Origin of the sequence: Brevundimonas sp. TSRC1-1 (assembly GCF_049898245.1) — a bacterium.
GTDB classification, from domain to species: domain Bacteria; phylum Pseudomonadota; class Alphaproteobacteria; order Caulobacterales; family Caulobacteraceae; genus Brevundimonas; species Brevundimonas mediterranea_A.
The window spans coordinates 648,662-664,925 of sequence record NZ_JAFCXI010000002.1 but is presented as its reverse complement, the minus strand read 5'-3'; the positions used below and the strand labels follow the sequence as shown (position 1 = coordinate 664,925).

General features: G+C 67.2%; 14 protein-coding genes. 7 read left to right on the top strand and 7 right to left on the bottom strand.

What is annotated here, in order from left to right:
- Nucleotides 1-13 precede the first annotated feature (13 nt).
- Nucleotides 14-547, bottom strand: coding sequence for a BLUF domain-containing protein (locus ACP7CK_RS09195; RefSeq protein ID WP_426025801.1), 534 nt, complete (start codon nt 545-547; stop codon nt 14-16).
- 9 nt (nt 548-556) lie between these two features.
- Here ACP7CK_RS09195 and hslV point away from each other — a divergent pair, with 9 nt between their 5' ends.
- Nucleotides 557-1,111, top strand: a complete 555-nt coding sequence (hslV, locus tag ACP7CK_RS09190; RefSeq protein WP_008259677.1) for an ATP-dependent protease subunit HslV — start codon at nt 557-559, stop codon at nt 1,109-1,111.
- 21 nt (nt 1,112-1,132) lie between these two features.
- On the opposite strand, the gene ACP7CK_RS09185 is transcribed toward hslV, so the two are convergent.
- The gene (locus ACP7CK_RS09185; protein ID WP_426025800.1) at nt 1,133-1,366 is read right to left on the bottom strand and encodes a hypothetical protein; all 234 of its coding nucleotides are present in this window, start codon (nt 1,364-1,366) and stop codon (nt 1,133-1,135) included.
- Nucleotides 1,367-1,521: 155 nt separating this feature from the next.
- On the opposite strand from ACP7CK_RS09185, the gene hisS reads away from it, so the two are divergent.
- Nucleotides 1,522-3,012 (top strand): histidine--tRNA ligase, encoded by a 1,491-nt coding sequence (gene hisS, locus ACP7CK_RS09180; RefSeq protein ID WP_426025799.1) that lies wholly within the window; start codon nt 1,522-1,524, stop codon nt 3,010-3,012.
- A gap of 373 nt (nt 3,013-3,385) precedes the next feature.
- On the opposite strand, the gene ACP7CK_RS09175 is transcribed toward hisS, so the two are convergent.
- Nucleotides 3,386-5,506 (bottom strand): M13 family metallopeptidase, encoded by a 2,121-nt coding sequence (locus ACP7CK_RS09175; protein ID WP_426025798.1) that lies wholly within the window; start codon nt 5,504-5,506, stop codon nt 3,386-3,388.
- Between the two features lie 155 nt (nt 5,507-5,661).
- Between ACP7CK_RS09175 and ACP7CK_RS09170 the strand changes: the two genes are divergently transcribed.
- Together ACP7CK_RS09170 and ACP7CK_RS09165 are read left to right on the top strand one after the other, a co-directional pair.
- Nucleotides 5,662-7,497, top strand: a complete 1,836-nt coding sequence (locus tag ACP7CK_RS09170; RefSeq protein WP_035310010.1) for a cation:proton antiporter — start codon at nt 5,662-5,664, stop codon at nt 7,495-7,497.
- A gap of 200 nt (nt 7,498-7,697) precedes the next feature.
- Nucleotides 7,698-8,339, top strand: coding sequence for a TetR/AcrR family transcriptional regulator (locus ACP7CK_RS09165; RefSeq protein ID WP_008261977.1), 642 nt, complete (start codon nt 7,698-7,700; stop codon nt 8,337-8,339).
- Between the two features lie 72 nt (nt 8,340-8,411).
- On the opposite strand, the gene ACP7CK_RS09160 is transcribed toward ACP7CK_RS09165, so the two are convergent.
- Genes ACP7CK_RS09160 through ACP7CK_RS09150 form a run of 3 tightly spaced genes read right to left on the bottom strand, consistent with a single transcriptional unit; the run spans nt 8,412 to nt 9,927 of the window.
- A complete protein-coding gene (locus tag ACP7CK_RS09160; RefSeq protein ID WP_008262312.1) occupies nt 8,412-9,011 on the bottom strand; it encodes a Smr/MutS family protein in 600 nt (199 codons plus the stop codon).
- Nucleotides 9,008-9,247 (bottom strand): helix-turn-helix domain-containing protein, encoded by a 240-nt coding sequence (locus ACP7CK_RS09155; protein WP_008258757.1) that lies wholly within the window; start codon nt 9,245-9,247, stop codon nt 9,008-9,010. The genes ACP7CK_RS09160 and ACP7CK_RS09155 overlap by 4 nt, the downstream gene beginning before the upstream one ends.
- 23 nt (nt 9,248-9,270) lie before the next feature.
- Nucleotides 9,271-9,927 carry a DUF2975 domain-containing protein gene (locus tag ACP7CK_RS09150; RefSeq protein WP_426025797.1) on the bottom strand — a complete coding sequence of 219 codons (657 nt, stop codon included), beginning with the start codon at nt 9,925-9,927 and terminating at the stop codon, nt 9,271-9,273.
- A 460-nt stretch (nt 9,928-10,387) separates the two neighbouring features.
- On the opposite strand from ACP7CK_RS09150, the gene rdgB reads away from it, so the two are divergent.
- Nucleotides 10,388-10,990 (top strand): RdgB/HAM1 family non-canonical purine NTP pyrophosphatase, encoded by a 603-nt coding sequence (rdgB, locus tag ACP7CK_RS09145; RefSeq protein WP_426025796.1) that lies wholly within the window; start codon nt 10,388-10,390, stop codon nt 10,988-10,990.
- Nucleotides 10,983-12,143, top strand: coding sequence for a radical SAM family heme chaperone HemW (gene hemW, locus ACP7CK_RS09140; protein WP_426025795.1), 1,161 nt, complete (start codon nt 10,983-10,985; stop codon nt 12,141-12,143). The genes rdgB and hemW overlap by 8 nt, the downstream gene beginning before the upstream one ends.
- Before the next feature lie 59 nt (nt 12,144-12,202).
- Here hemW and secA read toward each other — a convergent pair whose 3' ends face one another.
- Entirely contained in the window at nt 12,203-15,052 is a 2,850-nt protein-coding gene (gene secA, locus ACP7CK_RS09135) for a preprotein translocase subunit SecA (protein WP_426025794.1), read from the bottom strand.
- A 281-nt stretch (nt 15,053-15,333) separates the two neighbouring features.
- Here secA and ACP7CK_RS09130 point away from each other — a divergent pair, with 281 nt between their 5' ends.
- Complete coding sequence (locus tag ACP7CK_RS09130) at nt 15,334-16,263, top strand: peptidylprolyl isomerase (protein WP_426025793.1); 930 nt, start codon at nt 15,334-15,336, stop codon at nt 16,261-16,263.
- Nucleotide 16,264: the final 1 nt, after the last annotated feature.

Sequence of the window (16,264 nt, the reverse complement as noted above, 5' to 3'; positions counted from 1 at the left end):
CGCAGGAAAGGCGTCAGACCGCACAGCTCGAGACACGCAATCCGTCGCAGGACAACAGCCGCTCCAGCACCGAGGCGGCGAGCTGGTCCAGTCGGCGACCGCCCAGATATTCGCCCGCCTGATGAGGCGACATGGCGTTGAGCTTGACCGGCTCGGCCACACGACGGTGCACGATGGGGCGATCCTCGACGATCTTGAGATTTCGGTGACGACCGTCCGAAAGAAGGCGCGCGATCAACCGATCGAGGTCCGCGCGCATGCCTTCCAGCATCATGGCGGCCTGACCCTCATGAAACATCATGGCGCTGCCGATCATGTCGCGACGGTTGTTGCGTTCAGACGCGCCGAGAATGTCAGCCAGCATCGAGGGCGAGCGTTCAACCGCCGCGACTGTTTCACTCACGAGAAGCACACGATAGAGCAATTTTCGATCTCCCATGTCGGATCTTCCGGTCAAGGATGGCGCGTTATAAGAGAAACATGGGTATAAATATGACTGCGTTATCCAGCGTCGCGCGCTCTTGATCGATGAGGCCCGTCGCGCCATCTGCGGATCATGACTCAATCGAATTTTCCCGACTGGCACGGCACCACCATTCTGGCGGTGCGCAAGAACGGCCGCACCGTCATCGCGGGCGACGGTCAGGTCTCCATGGGGCCCACCATCGTCAAGGGCGCGGCGCGCAAGGTGCGGACCCTGGCGGGCGGCAAGGTGCTGGCCGGCTTCGCGGGCGCCACAGCCGACGCCTTCACCCTGATCGAACGGCTGGAGGCCAAGCTGGAGCAGTATCCGGACCAGTTGGCGCGGGCCTGCGTCGACCTGGCCAAGGACTGGCGCACCGACCGCTATCTGCGCCGGCTGGAGGCCATGCTTCTGGTCGCGGACAAGTCGTCGATCTTCACCGTCACCGGCGTCGGCGACGTGCTGGAGCCTGAACACGGGGTCGCCGCCGTCGGCTCGGGCGGCAACTACGCCCTGTCGGCCGCCCGCGCCCTGATCGAGGAGACCGACCTCGACGCAGAGGCCGTCGCCCGCAAGGCCATGAAGATCGCCGCCGAGATCTGCGTCTATACGAACGGCAATCTGACGGTGGAGACGCTGGAGCCCTGATCGGCCCGCGACGGGCTCAGATCACGTCGGCGACGAGGCCCAAGGCCTTGACGTCCGCGCCCCGGGTAAAGACGCCTCCTCGACCGGATAGCCCTGGGACGACGCCCAGGACCGGGCTTCGCCGATGGAGAAGAAGGCCTGTTCGCGGATGCGTCGGGCGCCGTCTTCATCGACCAATTCGCATTCCCACCACCGGATGGTCCGGCGATCGGAGGTGATGCAGGTCTTGGAGACGAGGACGGCGTGTGGGGTCATGGCGCGAAACAACGGACAGCGTTTCGCCTTTGTTCCTTCGCGATCCGGTTTTCTTTGCAGGAACAACAGACTGCCTGCGATTCACAGGCGTATGCGCCCTGCATGGCCGCCAGCGATACGTTGCGATCATCTCCCCCTTGGCTTAAGCGCGCGCCATGACCGATGACGCCCCCCTTCGACCCCTCGCCCGAAATCCGCGCGGTTTCGCCGACAAGCGCGGCCGCGACCTGATCGCAGAGCGCCGCATCGTCGCGCGCGTGTCCGAGGTCTATGAGCGCTGGGGCTTCGAGCCGCTGGAGACCCCGGCCTTCGAATACGCCGACGCCCTGGGCAAATTCCTGCCCGACGCCGACCGGCCGAACGAGGGGGTCTTCGCGCTCCAGGACGACGCCGGCTCGGACGAGCCGGGCGAGTGGATGGCGCTGCGCTACGACCACACCGCCCCTCTGGCCCGGTTCGCGGCCCAGACCTGGGAGACCCTGCCCAAGCCGTTCCGCCGCTACGCCTATGGGCCGGTGTGGCGCAACGAAAAGCCCGGCCCCGGCCGGTTCCGCGAGTTCTGGCAGTGCGACGCCGACACCGTGGGTTCGGACCGGCCCGAGGCCGACGCCGAGATCATCGCCATGGCCTGCGAGGGTCTGGGCGCCGCCGGCCTTGATGCGGGCCAGGCCCAGATCCGCGTCTCGAACCGCAAGCTGTTCGACGGTCTGTTCGACGCCGGCGGCGTGACCGAGGCGGGCCAGCGGCTGACGGCCCTGCGCGCCATCGACAAGTTCGACCGGCTGGGCTGGGACGGCGTGGTCCAACTGTTGGGCGAAGGCCGGCTGGACGATTCCGGCGACTACACCAAGGGCGCAAGCCTGCCGGCCAGGGTGACGGGCGCCATTGAGGCCTTCCTGGCCTCGGCCAATACGCCGGGTCTGTCACGGGCCGAGACCCTGGACGCCGTCGCCCGTTCGGGCGACCTGGGCGCGGCGGGCGAGGCGGCGCTGAACGAACTGGCCGCCATCGACCGGGCGCTGGGCGCCATGCGGGTCGGCCAGGAGGCGGTGAAGTTCGATCCCACCATCGTGCGTGGGCTGGAATATTACACCGGCGCCGTGTTCGAGGCCGAACTGCTGCTGGAGACCACGGACGACAAGGGCCGTCCGGTCCGGTTCGGCTCCATCGGCGGCGGCGGGCGGTATGACGATCTGGTCGCCCGCTTCACCGGCCAGAGCGTGCCCGCCACCGGCTTCTCCTTCGGCGTCTCGCGCCTGGCCTCGGCCCTGCGCGCCGCCGGCCGCGGGGCGGAAGACGCCGTGCGCGGCCCCGTCGTCGTCATCGTCTTTTCCGACGACGATATGGCTCATTATCTGGCCGCAGTCGCCGAACTGCGCGCCGCCGGGATCGCCGCCGAGCTCTATCTGGGCCGTGCGGGCATGAAGGCCCAGATGAAATACGCCGACCGTCGCGGCTCTCCGGCCGTCGTCATCCTGGGCGGCGATGAGATTGCGGCGGGCGAGGTCACCATCAAGGACCTGGACGCCGGCCGCGCCGCCGCCGCCGGCATCACCGACAACGACGCCTGGAAGGCCGAACGTCCGGGCCAGATGAAGATTCCTCGGGAGGGCCTGATCGCTGCGATCAAAGCCATTATCGAATAAGCTTCGATAATATCTTGCGCGAAATATGACTTATCAATGATAAGTCGAAGAAAGTTCGACTCCGCCCGATACGTGCGTTGACGCCGCAGGGTCCGATAGGCCAAATGAACTCACTCGAGGGCAAGCGTTGCTCAAGCGCGCAGCACTCGAAGGCGTTTCGGGGAGGAAACGTCCGCTCTTCAAAGAGCGCGAAAGCCCGCTGCGATGTATCCCCCGCAGCGGGCTTTTTCGCGCCTGGAGCCGCCCGCGTCATGGACAATATGTAGACAATTTCGATGTGGTCTCGAGGTTTCCGGGGCGATTTGTCGAGGCGTCCGCCCATGAAAAAGGCCGGGGCGAACCCCGGCCTTTTCCGTTCTCGAATGGGCGCCGCCTACCAGATGCGGACGCGCTCTTCCGGCGTCAGATAGTATTTGGTCCCCGGCTCGACGTCGAAGGCGTCGTACCAGGCGTCGACGTTGCGCAGCGGGCCGATGACCCGGAACTGGGCGGCCGAGTGCGGATCGGTGGCGACCTGCTGCTTCAGGGCCTCGTCGCGATATTTCGACTGCCAGACCTGGGCCCAGCCGTAGAAGAAGCGCTGGTCGCCGGTCGTTCCATCCAGCACCGGGGCGGGCTTTCCGGCCAGCGACAGATGATAGGCCTCAAGACCCACGGCCACGCCCGAGGCGTCGCCGATGTTCTCGCCCATCGTCAGACCGGGGTTGATGGTGTAGCCGGCGATCGGTTCGTAGGTGGCGTATTGCGCGCCCAGACGGGCGGTCAGGGCCTCGAAATTGGCCTTGTCCGCAGGCGTCCACCAGTTGCGAAGCACGCCGTCGCCGTCGGACTTGGAGCCCTGGTCGTCGAAGCCGTGGCCGATCTCGTGGCCGATCACGCCGCCGATGCCGCCGTAGTTGACCGCCGGGTCGCCGTTCGGATCGAAGAAGGGCGGTTGCAGGATGGCGGCCGGGAAGACGATCTCGTTATTGGCCGAGTTGTAATAGGCGTTCACCGTCTGCGGCGTCATGCCCCATTCGGTCTTGTCGACCGGGTCGTTCAGACGGGCGAGGTCGTAGTTCCACTCGAACAGACCGCGCCGCTCGGCGTTGCCGACCAGGTCGTCTGCACGGATCTCAAGGCCGGAATAGTCGCGCCACTTGTCCGGATAGCCGATCTTGACGGTGAATTTCCGCAGCTTCTCCTGGGCCGCCGCCTTGGTCTCGTCGCCCATCCAGCTGAGGTTGTCGATGCGGTGCGACAGGGCGGTGCGCAGATTGGCGACCAGGTCTTCCATCTTGGCCTTGGACTCGGCCGGGAAATACTGGGCGACATAGAGCCGGCCCGTCGCCTCGCCCAGCGAACCCTCGGCGAAGGAGATGGCGCGCTTCTCGCGGGTGCGCTGTTCCGGCTGGCCCGACAGGTCACGCGAGCGGAAGCCCCACTGGGCGTCCGAGAACCGTTGCGACAGCAGGGGGGCCATGTCGTCGGCGGTGTGGAAGGCTTCCCACGCCTGGAGCAGTTCGATCGGCGTCTCGGCGTAAAGGGCCGCGATCTTGGGCATGGCCGTGTCCTGACGCACGATCAGGCGGGGCACGCCGCCCAGTTCGGCCGCATCATAATAGGCCTGCCAATCGAAGCCGGGCGCATCCTGGGTCAGTTTTGCGATGGTGACCTCGTTATAGGTCTTGTCGCGGTTGCGGTTCTCGACCGGCGTCCAGTGCGCCCCGGCGATCTTGGTCTCCAGAGCGACGATCTGGGCGGCGGTCTCGACCGGGTTCGCCCAGCCGATCATGCCCAGCATGTCGGCGACATAGGCCTGATACTTCTCTTTCTTGTCGGCGTAGCGGGCGTCCAGATAATAGTCGCGGTTGGGCAGGCCGATGCCCGACTGACCGGTCGAGACGACGTAGCGGGTCGGTTGTTTCGCGTCGATGGTGATGCCGGTGCCGAAGAAGGAGCCGCCGAAACGGCCGACCGTCTGGCCCATGTAGACGGCCATCTTCTCATGGCTGTCGGCGGCGCGGATGGCGGCCAGATAGGGCTGCAGCGGCTGGGCGTCCAGCTGATCGATGCGCGCCTGGTCGATATAGGACCGATAGGCGTCGGCCACCTTGGCCTCATCCGAGCCGGGCGTCAGGTCGGTGCGTGCGGCCAGACCCGTGACCAGTTCCTTCATCCGGTTGTCCGACAGTTCACGCAGCAGGGCGAAGGAGCCGTAGCTGGTGCGGTCCGAAGGGATGACCAGCTTGTCGAAGGCCGCGCCGTTGGCGTAGCGGAAGAAGTCGTCGCCCGGCTTCACCGAGGTGTCGCGGCCGTTCAGATCGAAGCCCCAGGTTCCGTAGCGGGGGGCGTCCACGCCCTGCCAGCCGGCTGCGGTCTCCTCGCCCGAGAACAGCGAGACGATCGAGCAGGTCTCGTCGATACAGGCGTGGTCGTGGTCGATGTCCTGGGCGAAGGCGGCGGCAGGCGCCAAAAGGGCGCCGACAGCGGCGCCGATAAGCAGTCTTTTCATCACTGTATCCTAGATTCCACCCCTGAAGCGGGCGGGTTGGAGCGGACCCTAGGCCCGAGACCGAGGCTGTCGCCTTAAAAAAAGTTCATGAAACGGTCGCGACGTCTCGCCAGGGACGGCGGTTCCGGGTCACATGCCGGGGATACGGAGGGCGAATGCAGGGGCACGGCGCAGACTATAAGGATCTGGTGGTCTTCCTGGCGGCGGCGGGGGTGATCGTGCCCCTGGTCAATCGGCTGAAGATCAGTCCGGTTCTGGGCTTTCTGGCCGCCGGGGTGGTGTTGGGCCCCAGCGGGCTGGCGCGGTTTTCGGACACGCTTCCCTGGCTCTCCTATTTCACCATCAGCGATCCGGTTCAGCTTGCGCAGTTGTCGGAACTGGGCGTCGCCTTCCTGCTGTTCATGATCGGGCTGGAGCTGTCGTGGGAGCGGCTGCGCGCCATGCGGCGGCTGGTCTTCGGCCTGGGGCTGATGCAGGTCGTCGTCTGCACCCTGGTGCTGGCGGGCCTGTTCGTGCTGCTGGGCCAGAGCCTGGTCAGCGCCGCGGTGCTGGGCATGGGCCTGGCCCTGTCCTCGACGGCGGTCGTCATGCCGGTCCTGGCCGAAAGCGGGCGACTGAAGGGTACGGTCGGTCGGTCGACCTTCGCCATTCTGCTGGCCCAGGATCTGTCGGTCGCGCCCATCCTGATCACCGTCAGCGTGATGGCCGCGGTCGCCCAGGCGGGCGGGTCGCTGGATCCGGCGGTTCTGGGACGGTCGCTGTTCACCCTGGTGCCGGCCGCCATCGGCCTGGGCCTGCTGGTTCTTATGGGTCGTGTGGTGCTGCGGCCGATGTTCCGCTCGGTGGCCCAGGCGCGCAAGTCGGCGCAGGGCGGCGAGCTGTTCGTCGCCGCCAGCCTGCTGGTCGTGGTGGTCGCCGGACTGGCGGCCCAGGCCAGCGGCCTGTCGATGAGCATCGGCGCCCTGGTCGCCGGGGTGCTTCTGGCCGAGACCGAGTTCAGGCGCGAGGTCGAGGTCTCCATCGAACCGTTCAAGGGTCTTTTGCTGGGGGTCTTCTTCGTCGGGGTCGGCCTGGGCCTGGACCTGGGCGCGGTCGCGGCCAATCCGGTCCTGCTGTTCGGCCTGGCCCTGGCCATCACCGTGGTCAAGACCGGCGTCATCTTCGGCCTGGCGCGCCTGTGGGGCCTGGGCGCGCGCCCGGCGCTGGAGACCGCCCTGGTCCTGGCGCCGGCGGGCGAGTTCGCCTTCGTGGTCTTCGCCACCGGCATGGTCGAGGGGATCGCCCCGCCGGCCCTGACCAGCACCGTGGCCCTGTCGGCGACCCTGAGCATCTTCTCCATTCCCCTCCTGGCCCTGCTGGGCCAGAGGCTGTCGCGCGAAAAGGCGCCGGCCCTGCCGACCACGCCCGAGGGCGCAGCCCCGCCGGAACAGGCCGACGGCGCCGTCATCATCGTCGGCTTCGGCCGGGTTGGACGACTGATCGGGGAGCTGCTGAAGGAACACGACCAGGCCTTCATCGCCCTGGACACCGACGCCGCCGCCGTGGCGGCGGGACGTCGCGACGGATTCGACGTCTTCTACGGCGACGCGGGTCGCGCCGAGATGCTGGCGCATTGCGGCGTCCTGTCCACCCGCGCCCTGATCGTCACCATGGACGCCCCGACCAAGGTGGACGAGGTGGTGACCACGGCTCGCGCCTTGCGCGACGACCTGATCATCATCGCCCGCGCCCGCGACGACCAACATGCGGCGCGCCTCTATGCCTTGGGCGTCACCGACGCGGTGCCCGAAACGACCGAGGCCAGCCTGCAGCTGGCGGAGAACACCCTGGTCGATCTGGGCGTGCCCATGGGCCTGGTGCTGGCCTCGATCCACGAGAAGCGGGATCAGTTTCGCCGGACCTTCCAGGCCGCCATACCCGCCGGAGGACGCAGTAGAACCACCCGCGCGTTGAGAATGCCTCAGATGGGGACAGGTAACCATAACAGTTAAGCTTAGAAATCGAGCTGTTAACCGCGACATTAGCTTTTGCGACCCATTTTCGTCATGGTTCCGTGATGCAAGCCCTGCTTCAGCATCGCGCGGTTGGCGGGCGAAGCAACATAACGTCTCGCCTCGCGGTCTAAGCGACTGACCCAGTCAACTTCGGGCCGTCAGGGCTTCCGAAATGCGTAGAGTAAAAGCCTGATTTCATGACCGATACCGTTCTCTCGACCGAAGCCGCTCCCCGCCTGAACCGCCGTCAGGCCGCCAAGGTCCGGACTCGCCAGAAGGTTCTGGACGCCGCCCGCTCCCTGTTCGCCGAGCGCGGCTATGAGCCGGCCACGATCCGCGACATCGCCAAGGGCGCCGGCATGTCCACCGGGGCGGTCTTCGCCAACTTCCAGGACAAGGCCGAACTGTTCGAAGCCGTCCTGACCGAGGACATGACCCGCCTGGCCGAGGTGGTCGAGGCGGGCGCGCCCCAGGGCGAACCCGTTCGCCAGCGACTGCTGGGCGCCCTCAGCGCCGGCTATCACTCCTCGCTGGACCAGTTGCCCTTGTTCCAGGCCATCGTCGCCCGGTCGTGGTTCCAGCCCCTGGCCGCCGAGATGCGCGCCCGCGCCGCGACCAAGAACCTGCTGCTGGCGATCGGCGGCATCCTCCAGGAAGCCGTCGCCAAGGGCGAAGTGAACAAGGACGCCGACATCCGCCTGTTGGTCGAGCTGATCTGGGACGCCTATCTGTCGAACTACCGCCGCGCCGCCTATGACGAATGGGACGCTCAGGCTCTGTCCGACCATATGGGCAAGCAGATCGACGTGATCCTGGCCGGCGCGCTGTCCGCCAAATAATCCAATCAAAGCGCCTGAAAAGGTCGGGGCCGCCGCGCGGTCCCGGCCTTTTTCATGCCCGGCGTTCCGCGTTCAGGCCTTACGCTTCAGGGTGACGTAGAAGGCGCCGTTGCCGCCGTGCCTCTGGTGGGCGACGGTGAAGCCGGACACGACGCCGCGCAGGCCCGGCGACTGCATCCATTCCCCGAACGAGGCGCGGATCACCCCGCCGCCCAGCCGTCCCTGGCCGGTGATGACCAGGACCGCCCGCATGCCCCGCGCCTGGCACGACGTCAGAAAGGCCTGCAGCTGATCCTCGGCCTCGAACCGGCCGAAGCCGTGCAGGTCGATGCGCGCCTCGATGGGGTCCCGCTCGCGCGACAGCCGGTGTTTGCGGCGCGGCTCCAGATCCTCGGGCGCGGAGCGGACACGCGAGGCGGCGGCGCGGGACGCCGGGGGGCGAGAGTCGACCGGCGGGGCGGTCGGGAGGTTGCGTTGCGGCGAGACCTTGGGCAGGCGGCGCGGATGCTCCGGCGGGGCGACCACGACATGGGCCGGAGCCTCGGCGCCGGGGGTGACGCGGGCGGCCTTGCGGCTGCGCGGGGCGGCGACCGTGCCGGTGATGCGGCTCCAGATGCGACGGTCCTCGGGCGTCAGCCCGTTCTCGTCACGGCCGGGGCCCTTGCGCTTCATGCCTCGGCGTCGTCGTCGAAGGCGTCGCCCGGACCGGGTTCGTGAACCAGCAGATCGCCGGGCTGACAGTCCAGTTCGCGGCACAGGGCGTCGAGGGTCGAGAACCGCACGGCGCGCGCCTTGCCCGTCTTCAGGATCGACAGGTTCGCCACCGTCACCCCGACCCGGTCGGCGAGTTCGGTCAGCGACATGCGGCGTTCGACGAGGACGCGATCAAGCTGGACGCGGATGGCCATGGGGAAGTCCTACTGGAAACGGCTCAGATCGTCAGTTCGGATTCGCGGCGCAGGCGCGCCCCCTCGCGGAAAACCTCCGCCAGGACGAAGACGATCAGGACGGAGAAGATCGGGGTCAGCAGTTCACCCAGCCCCTGGGGGTCCATGACGCCCGGCGCCAGGCGCGCGGCCACGAAGCCCTGGGCCAGCCAGACGCCGCCGGTCACGACCGCCAGGGTCAGACCGATCTGGCGCAGACGGCGGACATTGTCGGGATGGAAGGGGTCGCCCATGGTCAAGGTGCGGAAGATCCGACGCAGGCTGCGCAGGATCAGCATGAAGCCGCCGAAATAGGCGGTGGCCGCCCCAAGGCCGAACAGCAGAAGCATACGGGTCAGCGGCAGCTGTCGCCCGCCGGACTCGCCGCTGACGGTGATGTTCACATTGTCCAGGGGAATGAAGACGGCGGCGACCAGCAGCAACAACAGCAGGCCGGTGATGAGCCAGAGCAGGATATAGGCGACGTCCAGCGCCACCTTCAGCACGCTGGAGACCGAACCCGGGCCCAGGGCGCGGAACGGGGCCTTCAGCGGCGCGGTCATGGTGCGCAGCCAGCGAGGAGCGGGCCATTTCGGGGTCAGCCATTTTGGACTCAGCGCCTCGCCTCGCTTCAGCGGATGTCGCGGCGGGAGCAGGCGCATGGTCGGTCTCAGGCCGGAGGGAAGGGCGCGACGGCTGCGCGGGGTCCGGCGAACCCGCGCGCAGCTCTATACATCGCGGTCTTCGTCAAGGTCGTCAAAGCTCTCGTGATCGATACAGGGCTGGACTTGGGCGCGATCAGAGGGCTTGAACCAGAATGGCGACCAGGGCGGTCGGCAGGGCGGCGATCAGGACCGTGTTGACGAAAGCGGCGCAGACCTTGTCCAGCCAGAGCGACATGTTCATCGTATGCATCAGGGTTCTCCGTTGTTCCTGTTTGGGTGATAATCACCCGTTTGATTTATTATCCGCATGATCGTTCCAGATTTACCGGAAGTCCTGAACGGTGCGGCCCCGTTCCTGACGATCAATAGATAGGCCGTGCGCTGCTAAAAAGCACGTTACATATCGTTTAACGATATTAAACTTTGGCAATAGACTGTTTCAGGGCCGTGACAATCGATGACTCTCAAGCTTTTCAAAGGGATGCGGATCGTCGCCGCCACCCACAACCCCGGCAAGGTTCCGGAGATCGCCGCCCTGCTGGGTGAAGATTACGAGATCCTCACCGCCGGCCAGTTGAATCTGTCCGAGCCGGACGAGACCGAGACCACCTTCGCCGGCAACGCCATGCTGAAGGCTCGTCATGCGGCCGCCTTGTCAGGCGAGGTCGCCCTGGCCGACGACTCGGGAATGTCGGTGGCGGCCCTGGACGGGGCGCCGGGCATATTCTCCGCCCGCTGGGCCGGACCGGGCAAGGATTTCGCTGTGGCCATGAAGAAGGTCGAAGACCGGCTGGAGGAGATCGGGGCGACGGACCGCGCCGCCTGGTTCACCTCGGCCCTGGCCGTGGCCTGGCCGGACGGGCCGTGCGTGGTGGTGGAGGGCGAGGTGCACGGCCGTCTGACCTTCCCGCCGCGCGGCGACCGGGGCTTCGGCTATGATCCGATCTTCATTCCCGAGGGCGGCGCGCTGACCTTCGGCGAGATGGAGCCGGCGGCCAAGGAGGCGATCAGCCACCGCACCCGCGCCTTCGCCAAGCTGCGGGCCGCCTTGATTGACTGATTTCCTCGCCCCAGGAACGGACGTCGGCCTCTATGTCCACTGGCCCTATTGTTCGCGCATCTGCCCCTATTGCGACTTCAACGTCGTGCGCGACCGGGGGCGGGTCGAGGAACAGGCGGCGCTGGTCGAGGCGATCCTGGCCGACATGCGGGCGCAGCGGGCCCTGACGGGGTCGCGCCGGCTGGCCTCGATCTTCTTCGGCGGGGGCACGCCGTCGCTGATGGCGCCCGAGGCCGCAGCCCGGATCATCGCCCAGGCGTACGATCTGTTCCCCCCGGCGGGTGCGATCGAGATTTCGCTGGAGGCCAATCCGACCGACGCCGAGGCGGCCCGGTTCGCCGCCCTGGCGGGGGCGGGGGTCAACCGGCTGTCGATGGGGGTGCAGGCGTTGGACGACGCCGCGCTGCGGTTCTTGGGGCGGGATCATTCGGCGGCCGAGGCGCGGCGCGCGGTCGCTCTGGCCGGGCGGGCGTTTTCGCGCCTGTCCATCGACCTGATCTACGCCCGGCCGGGCCAGACCCCGGCCGACTGGGCGACGGAGCTGGGCGCGGCCCTGGACATGGGGTTTGAGCACGTCTCGCCCTATCAGCTGACCCTGGAGCCGACGACCGCCTTTGGCCGAGCCTTGGCGCGCGGAACCCTGATCCCGCCCGATGAAGACCAGGCCGCAGCCCTGTACGAGACCACCCAGACCGTGCTGGAGGCCGCCGGGTTCGACGCCTATGAGGTGTCCAATCATGCGCGGGGCGTGTCGGCGCGGTCGAAGCACAATCTGCACGTCTGGCGCGGCGGCGACTATCTGGGCCTGGGCCCCGGCGCCCACGGGCGGCTGACGCTGGACGGGACCCGCACCGCCACTGTCGCCCATCGCCGGATCGCCGACTATGTGGCCGGGGTCGGGGCGGGATCACCCTGGATGGAGACGGAACGGCTGGACGCCGCCGGGGCGGCCGAAGAAAAGCTGCTGCTGGGCCTGCGCACAGTCGAGGGCGCGCCGGTCGGGCTGCTGGCGGACCTGGGGTTGGACGCGGACGCGGCGCCGACAGCCGACCTGATCACCGACGGATTTCTGAGGCTCAGCGCCGGCCGACTGGTGGCGACGCCGCGCGGTCGGCCGGTGCTGGACGGAGTGCTGAAGGCTTTGCTGACCTAAACAAAACGGCCCCGGATCGAAATCCGGGGCCGCTCTGGCGTCACATCGGGACGGTGCGCTTAGACCAGCGCCCCGTGGCAGTGTTTGAACTTGCGGCCCGAGCCGCAGGGGCAGGGGGAGTTACGGCCGGTCATTTCCCAGCCGGGCGGCAGGGCCTCGACCGGAAGCTTGGAGCGGTCGTCGCCGATCAACTGGCCTTCCGGATTTTGCGCGGCCGGATTGACCATCTCGTTCTCGCCGGTGCCGGGGTTCAGGTGGATTTCCTGGAACTCGGGCATTTCCGGCGGCGCCTGGAAGCGGAACTCGACCGTCATCAGCCAGCGGGTGACGTTGTGGCGCAGGTCGTACAGCAGGTTCTCGAACAAGGCGAAGGCCTCGGTCTTGTATTCGTTCAGCGGATCGCGCTGGCCGTAGCCGCGCAGGCCGATCACGCCGCGCAGATGATCCAGATGGACCAGGTGCTCGCGCCACTGCATGTCGATCATCTGCAGCATGAACTGTTTCTCCAGACCGCGCGTCTGGTCGGCGCCGATCTGTTCCAGCCGTTCGGCGGCGCGGGCGTCGGCGGCGGCCAGAAGCCGCTCCTCGATCTCCTCGTTCGACACGCCTTCCTCGGCCGCCCAGTCGTGCAGCGGCAGCTCCAGGCCCAGGGTCGTGCGGACCTTTTCGTCCAGACCGTCGATGTCCCACTGTTCGGCATAGGCCTTGGGCGGCATGTAGCGTTCGACCAGGTCGGAGACCACGTCGCGGCGGAAGTCGCCGACCAGTTCCGACAGGTCCTCGGAGTCCATGAACTCCTGGCGCTGCTCGAACACGGCCTTGCGCTGGTCGTTCACGACGTCGTCGTATTTCAGCAGATTCTTGCGGATGTCGTAGTTGCGGGTCTCGACCCGCTTCTGGGCGGTCTCGATGGCGCGGTTCAGCCAGGGGTGGGTGATGGCCTCGCCCTCGGCCACGCCAAAGGTCTTCATGATCGAGTCCAGACGGTCGCCGGCGAAGATGCGCAGCAGGTCGTCCTCGCAGGACAGGTAGAATTTCGAGGTGCCGGGGTCGCCCTGACGGCCGGTGCGGCCGCGCAGCTGGTTGTCGATCCGGCGGCTCTCGTGGCGTTCGGTGCCCAGGACGAACAGACCGCCGGCGGCGAGCGCGATCTCGCGCTGGACGGCGATGTCGGCCTTGTACTGGGCCTCCTGCGCCTTCTCCATCTCGGGCGTGACCTCGACGGCCATGTTGCGCTGTTCCAGCAGCCACTTCTGCATCTTCATCTCGAGGTTGCCCCCGAGCTGGATGTCGGTGCCGCGGCCGGCCATGTTGGTGGCGATGGTCACCACGCCCGGCAGACCGGCGTCGGCGACGATATAGGCCTCCTGCTCGTGCTGGCGCGCGTTCAGGACGGAGTGCGGGATGCCGCGCAGCTTGGTCTCGTAGGTGATGTCATAGGCGGCGTCGCCGATCTTCTCGGCTTCCTTGGCCTTGCCCTCGTACTGGGGCTTCAGCTTGCGCGAGACCTCGACCTTGTATTCGAACTTGCTCAGCAGATCCGACAGCTGTTCCGAACGCTCGATCGATACGGTGCCGACCAGGATGGGCTGACCCGCCAGGTGGCATTCGGCGATCTGTTTGGCGATGGCCTGGTTCTTCTCGGCGTGGGTCCGATAGACCTCGTCGTCATAGTCCTTGCGCTGAATCGGCCGGTTGGTCGGCACCTCCAGCACGTCCATCTTGTAGATGTCGCCGAACTCCTGGGCCTCGGTCGCGGCGGTGCCGGTCATGCCCGACAGCTTCTGGTACAGGCGGAAATAGTTCTGGATCGTGACCGAGGCCAGGGTCTGGTTCTCGGGCTGGATCTTGACGTCTTCCTTGGCCTCGATGGCCTGGTGGAGGCCTTCCGACAGGCGGCGGCCGGTCATCATCCGGCCGGTGAATTCGTCGATCAGGACGATCTCGCCGCCCTTGATGATATAGTCCTTGTCGCGCTGATACAGGGTGTTGGCGCGCAGGGCCTGGTTGGTGTGGTGGACCAGGCTGATGTTGGCGGCGTCGTACAGGCCGGTGGTGTCGGCGGCGAAGTGGCCGCCGCTTTCCAGCGCCTCTTCCATCCGCTCCGAGCCCAGTTCGGTCAGCAGGACCTGTTTCTGCTTCTCGTCGAGCTCGAAGGTGTCCTTGTCCTTGATCAGCTCCTTCACCAGGCCGTCGAGGATCTTGTACAGGTCCGAACGGTCCTCGGTCGGGCCCGAGATGATCAGAGGCGTGCGCGCTTCGTCGATCAGGATGGAATCGACTTCATCGACAATGGCGAAATTGTGCGGGCGCTGCACCATCTCGCGCCGGTCATAGACCAGGTTGTCGCGCAGATAGTCGAAGCCGAACTCGTTGTTGGTGCCGTAGGTGACGTCGGCGGCGTAGGCCGCCTGGCGCTGGCCCTGGCTCAGGCCGTTGACGATGACCCCGACCTCAAGACCCAGGAAGCGATAGACCTTGCCCATGGTCTCGGCGTCGCGGCGGGCCAGGTAGTCGTTGACGGTGATGACGTGGACGCCCTTGCCCGGCAGGGCGTTCAGATAGACGGGCGCCACGGCGACCAGGGTCTTGCCCTCGCCGGTCCGCATCTCGGCGATGCCGCCTTCGTGCAGGATCATGCCGCCGGCCAGCTGGACGTCGTACTGACGCTGGCCCAGCACCCGCTTGGACGCCTCGCGCACCACGGCGAAGGCCTCGGGCAGGATCTTGTCCAGGGTCTCGCCATTGGCCAGGCGGTCCCGGAAGGCGTCGGTCATCATCCGCAGATCGTCGTCGGACAGGGCGGCGAACTTGGGCTCCAGCGCATTGATGCGCTGGGCGTGGTCCTGGAAGGCCTTGACCTTGCGGTCGTTGGAAGAGCCGAAAAGTTTCTTGGCGAAGCCGAGCATATTGGATCCGGTAAGCGGTCGAGCGTCTGCGAGCTGAGCGGCTCTGGAAATCCCGTGAGGGGCGGCGATACGGACGCCGCGAGAGGGGCCCGAACCGGTGGCGACCCCGATGCGCCGGAACTGGCGCGCGCGAAGGGCCGCGCAGACGATCAAAACCCCTCGACTTGGGCGCAGGCGGGACTTAAGCACCGGCCTAACCCCTGTCAACGCGAGGGGCTTTCGGCCGCCTTCTACGGAGCGCCCTCTTGACCCCATTTCGGCGACCTTTCGGCCTGTTTTCCATGGCGCTTCTGGCTGCGGTCCTGACGGTCGCCGCCTGTTCGCGCGGCGGCGGGGACGACAAGGCCCCGGAGCCGGGCGACCGGCCGGTGGCCCGGGTCCAGGACGAGACCGTCTGGGCCTCGGACGTCAAGCGCGAGGCGGTGGCCCAAGGGCTGGTGGGCGAGGGCGAGCCGCTGGACGTGACCTCGGACCTGTTCCGGCGCGTGCTGGACGAGGTGATCGATCAGAAACTGCTCGCCAGGGAGGCCGAGCGCCGTCGCCTGGACGCCTCGCCCCTGGCCCAGCGTCGCCTCGAGGCGACCCGCGAACGAATCCTGGGCGACATGCTGGTGGAGAGCGTGGTCAACGGCGCCATTTCCGACCAGGCGGTCCAGACCCTGTACAATGAGCAATTGCGGCTGGCGAAGACGTCGGAGGAGATCCGCGTCCGCCTGATCCTGTCGCGCACCAAGCCGGAGGCCGAGGCGGTCATCGGCATCCTGGGCCAGGGCGCCAGTTTCGAGGCCGTGGCCATGGAGCGGTCGGTGGACGAGGCGACGCGCTTTTCAGGCGGCGACCTGGGCTATTCGACCCTGGACGTCATGCCCCAGGCCTATGCCGGCGCCCTGCGCGACAAACCGGCAGGGTCCACCGTCGGTCCGTTCCAGACCGAAGGCGGCTGGGCCGTGCTGCGGGTCGAGGACCGGCGCAAGGAAAGCCCGCCGACCCTGGAGCAGGCCCGGCCCCAGATCGTCCGCTACCTGACCTATGAGGGCGTGCGGCAGTTGCTGGAGCAGTTGCGTGGCAAGGCCAAGGTCGACGTCCTGCTGGCGGGCGAAGCCGCCGGGCGCAACGAGGAGCCGGCCTCCGCCCCGCCGCCCGCCGCTCCCAGCGCTCCTCCGCCCGCCGACGCCCCCTCCCCGACTTCCGCCCCCGCCCCGGCCGCCTGAC

Coding starts and splice junctions, on each gene's coding strand:
- ACP7CK_RS09195 (WP_426025801.1), bottom strand. CDS start 547: ATGGCGCGACGGGCCTCATCGATCAAGAGCGCGCGACGCTGGATAACG.
- hslV (WP_008259677.1), top strand. CDS start 557: ATGACTCAATCGAATTTTCCCGACTGGCACGGCACCACCATTCTGGCG.
- ACP7CK_RS09185 (WP_426025800.1), bottom strand. CDS start 1,366: ATGACCCCACACGCCGTCCTCGTCTCCAAGACCTGCATCACCTCCGAT.
- hisS (WP_426025799.1), top strand. CDS start 1,522: ATGACCGATGACGCCCCCCTTCGACCCCTCGCCCGAAATCCGCGCGGT.
- ACP7CK_RS09175 (WP_426025798.1), bottom strand. CDS start 5,506: ATGAAAAGACTGCTTATCGGCGCCGCTGTCGGCGCCCTTTTGGCGCCT.
- ACP7CK_RS09170 (WP_035310010.1), top strand. CDS start 5,662: ATGCAGGGGCACGGCGCAGACTATAAGGATCTGGTGGTCTTCCTGGCG.
- ACP7CK_RS09165 (WP_008261977.1), top strand. CDS start 7,698: ATGACCGATACCGTTCTCTCGACCGAAGCCGCTCCCCGCCTGAACCGC.
- ACP7CK_RS09160 (WP_008262312.1), bottom strand. CDS start 9,011: ATGAAGCGCAAGGGCCCCGGCCGTGACGAGAACGGGCTGACGCCCGAG.
- ACP7CK_RS09155 (WP_008258757.1), bottom strand. CDS start 9,247: ATGGCCATCCGCGTCCAGCTTGATCGCGTCCTCGTCGAACGCCGCATG.
- ACP7CK_RS09150 (WP_426025797.1), bottom strand. CDS start 9,927: ATGCGCCTGCTCCCGCCGCGACATCCGCTGAAGCGAGGCGAGGCGCTG.
- rdgB (WP_426025796.1), top strand. CDS start 10,388: ATGACTCTCAAGCTTTTCAAAGGGATGCGGATCGTCGCCGCCACCCAC.
- secA (WP_426025794.1), bottom strand. CDS start 15,052: ATGCTCGGCTTCGCCAAGAAACTTTTCGGCTCTTCCAACGACCGCAAG.
- ACP7CK_RS09130 (WP_426025793.1), top strand. CDS start 15,334: ATGGCGCTTCTGGCTGCGGTCCTGACGGTCGCCGCCTGTTCGCGCGGC.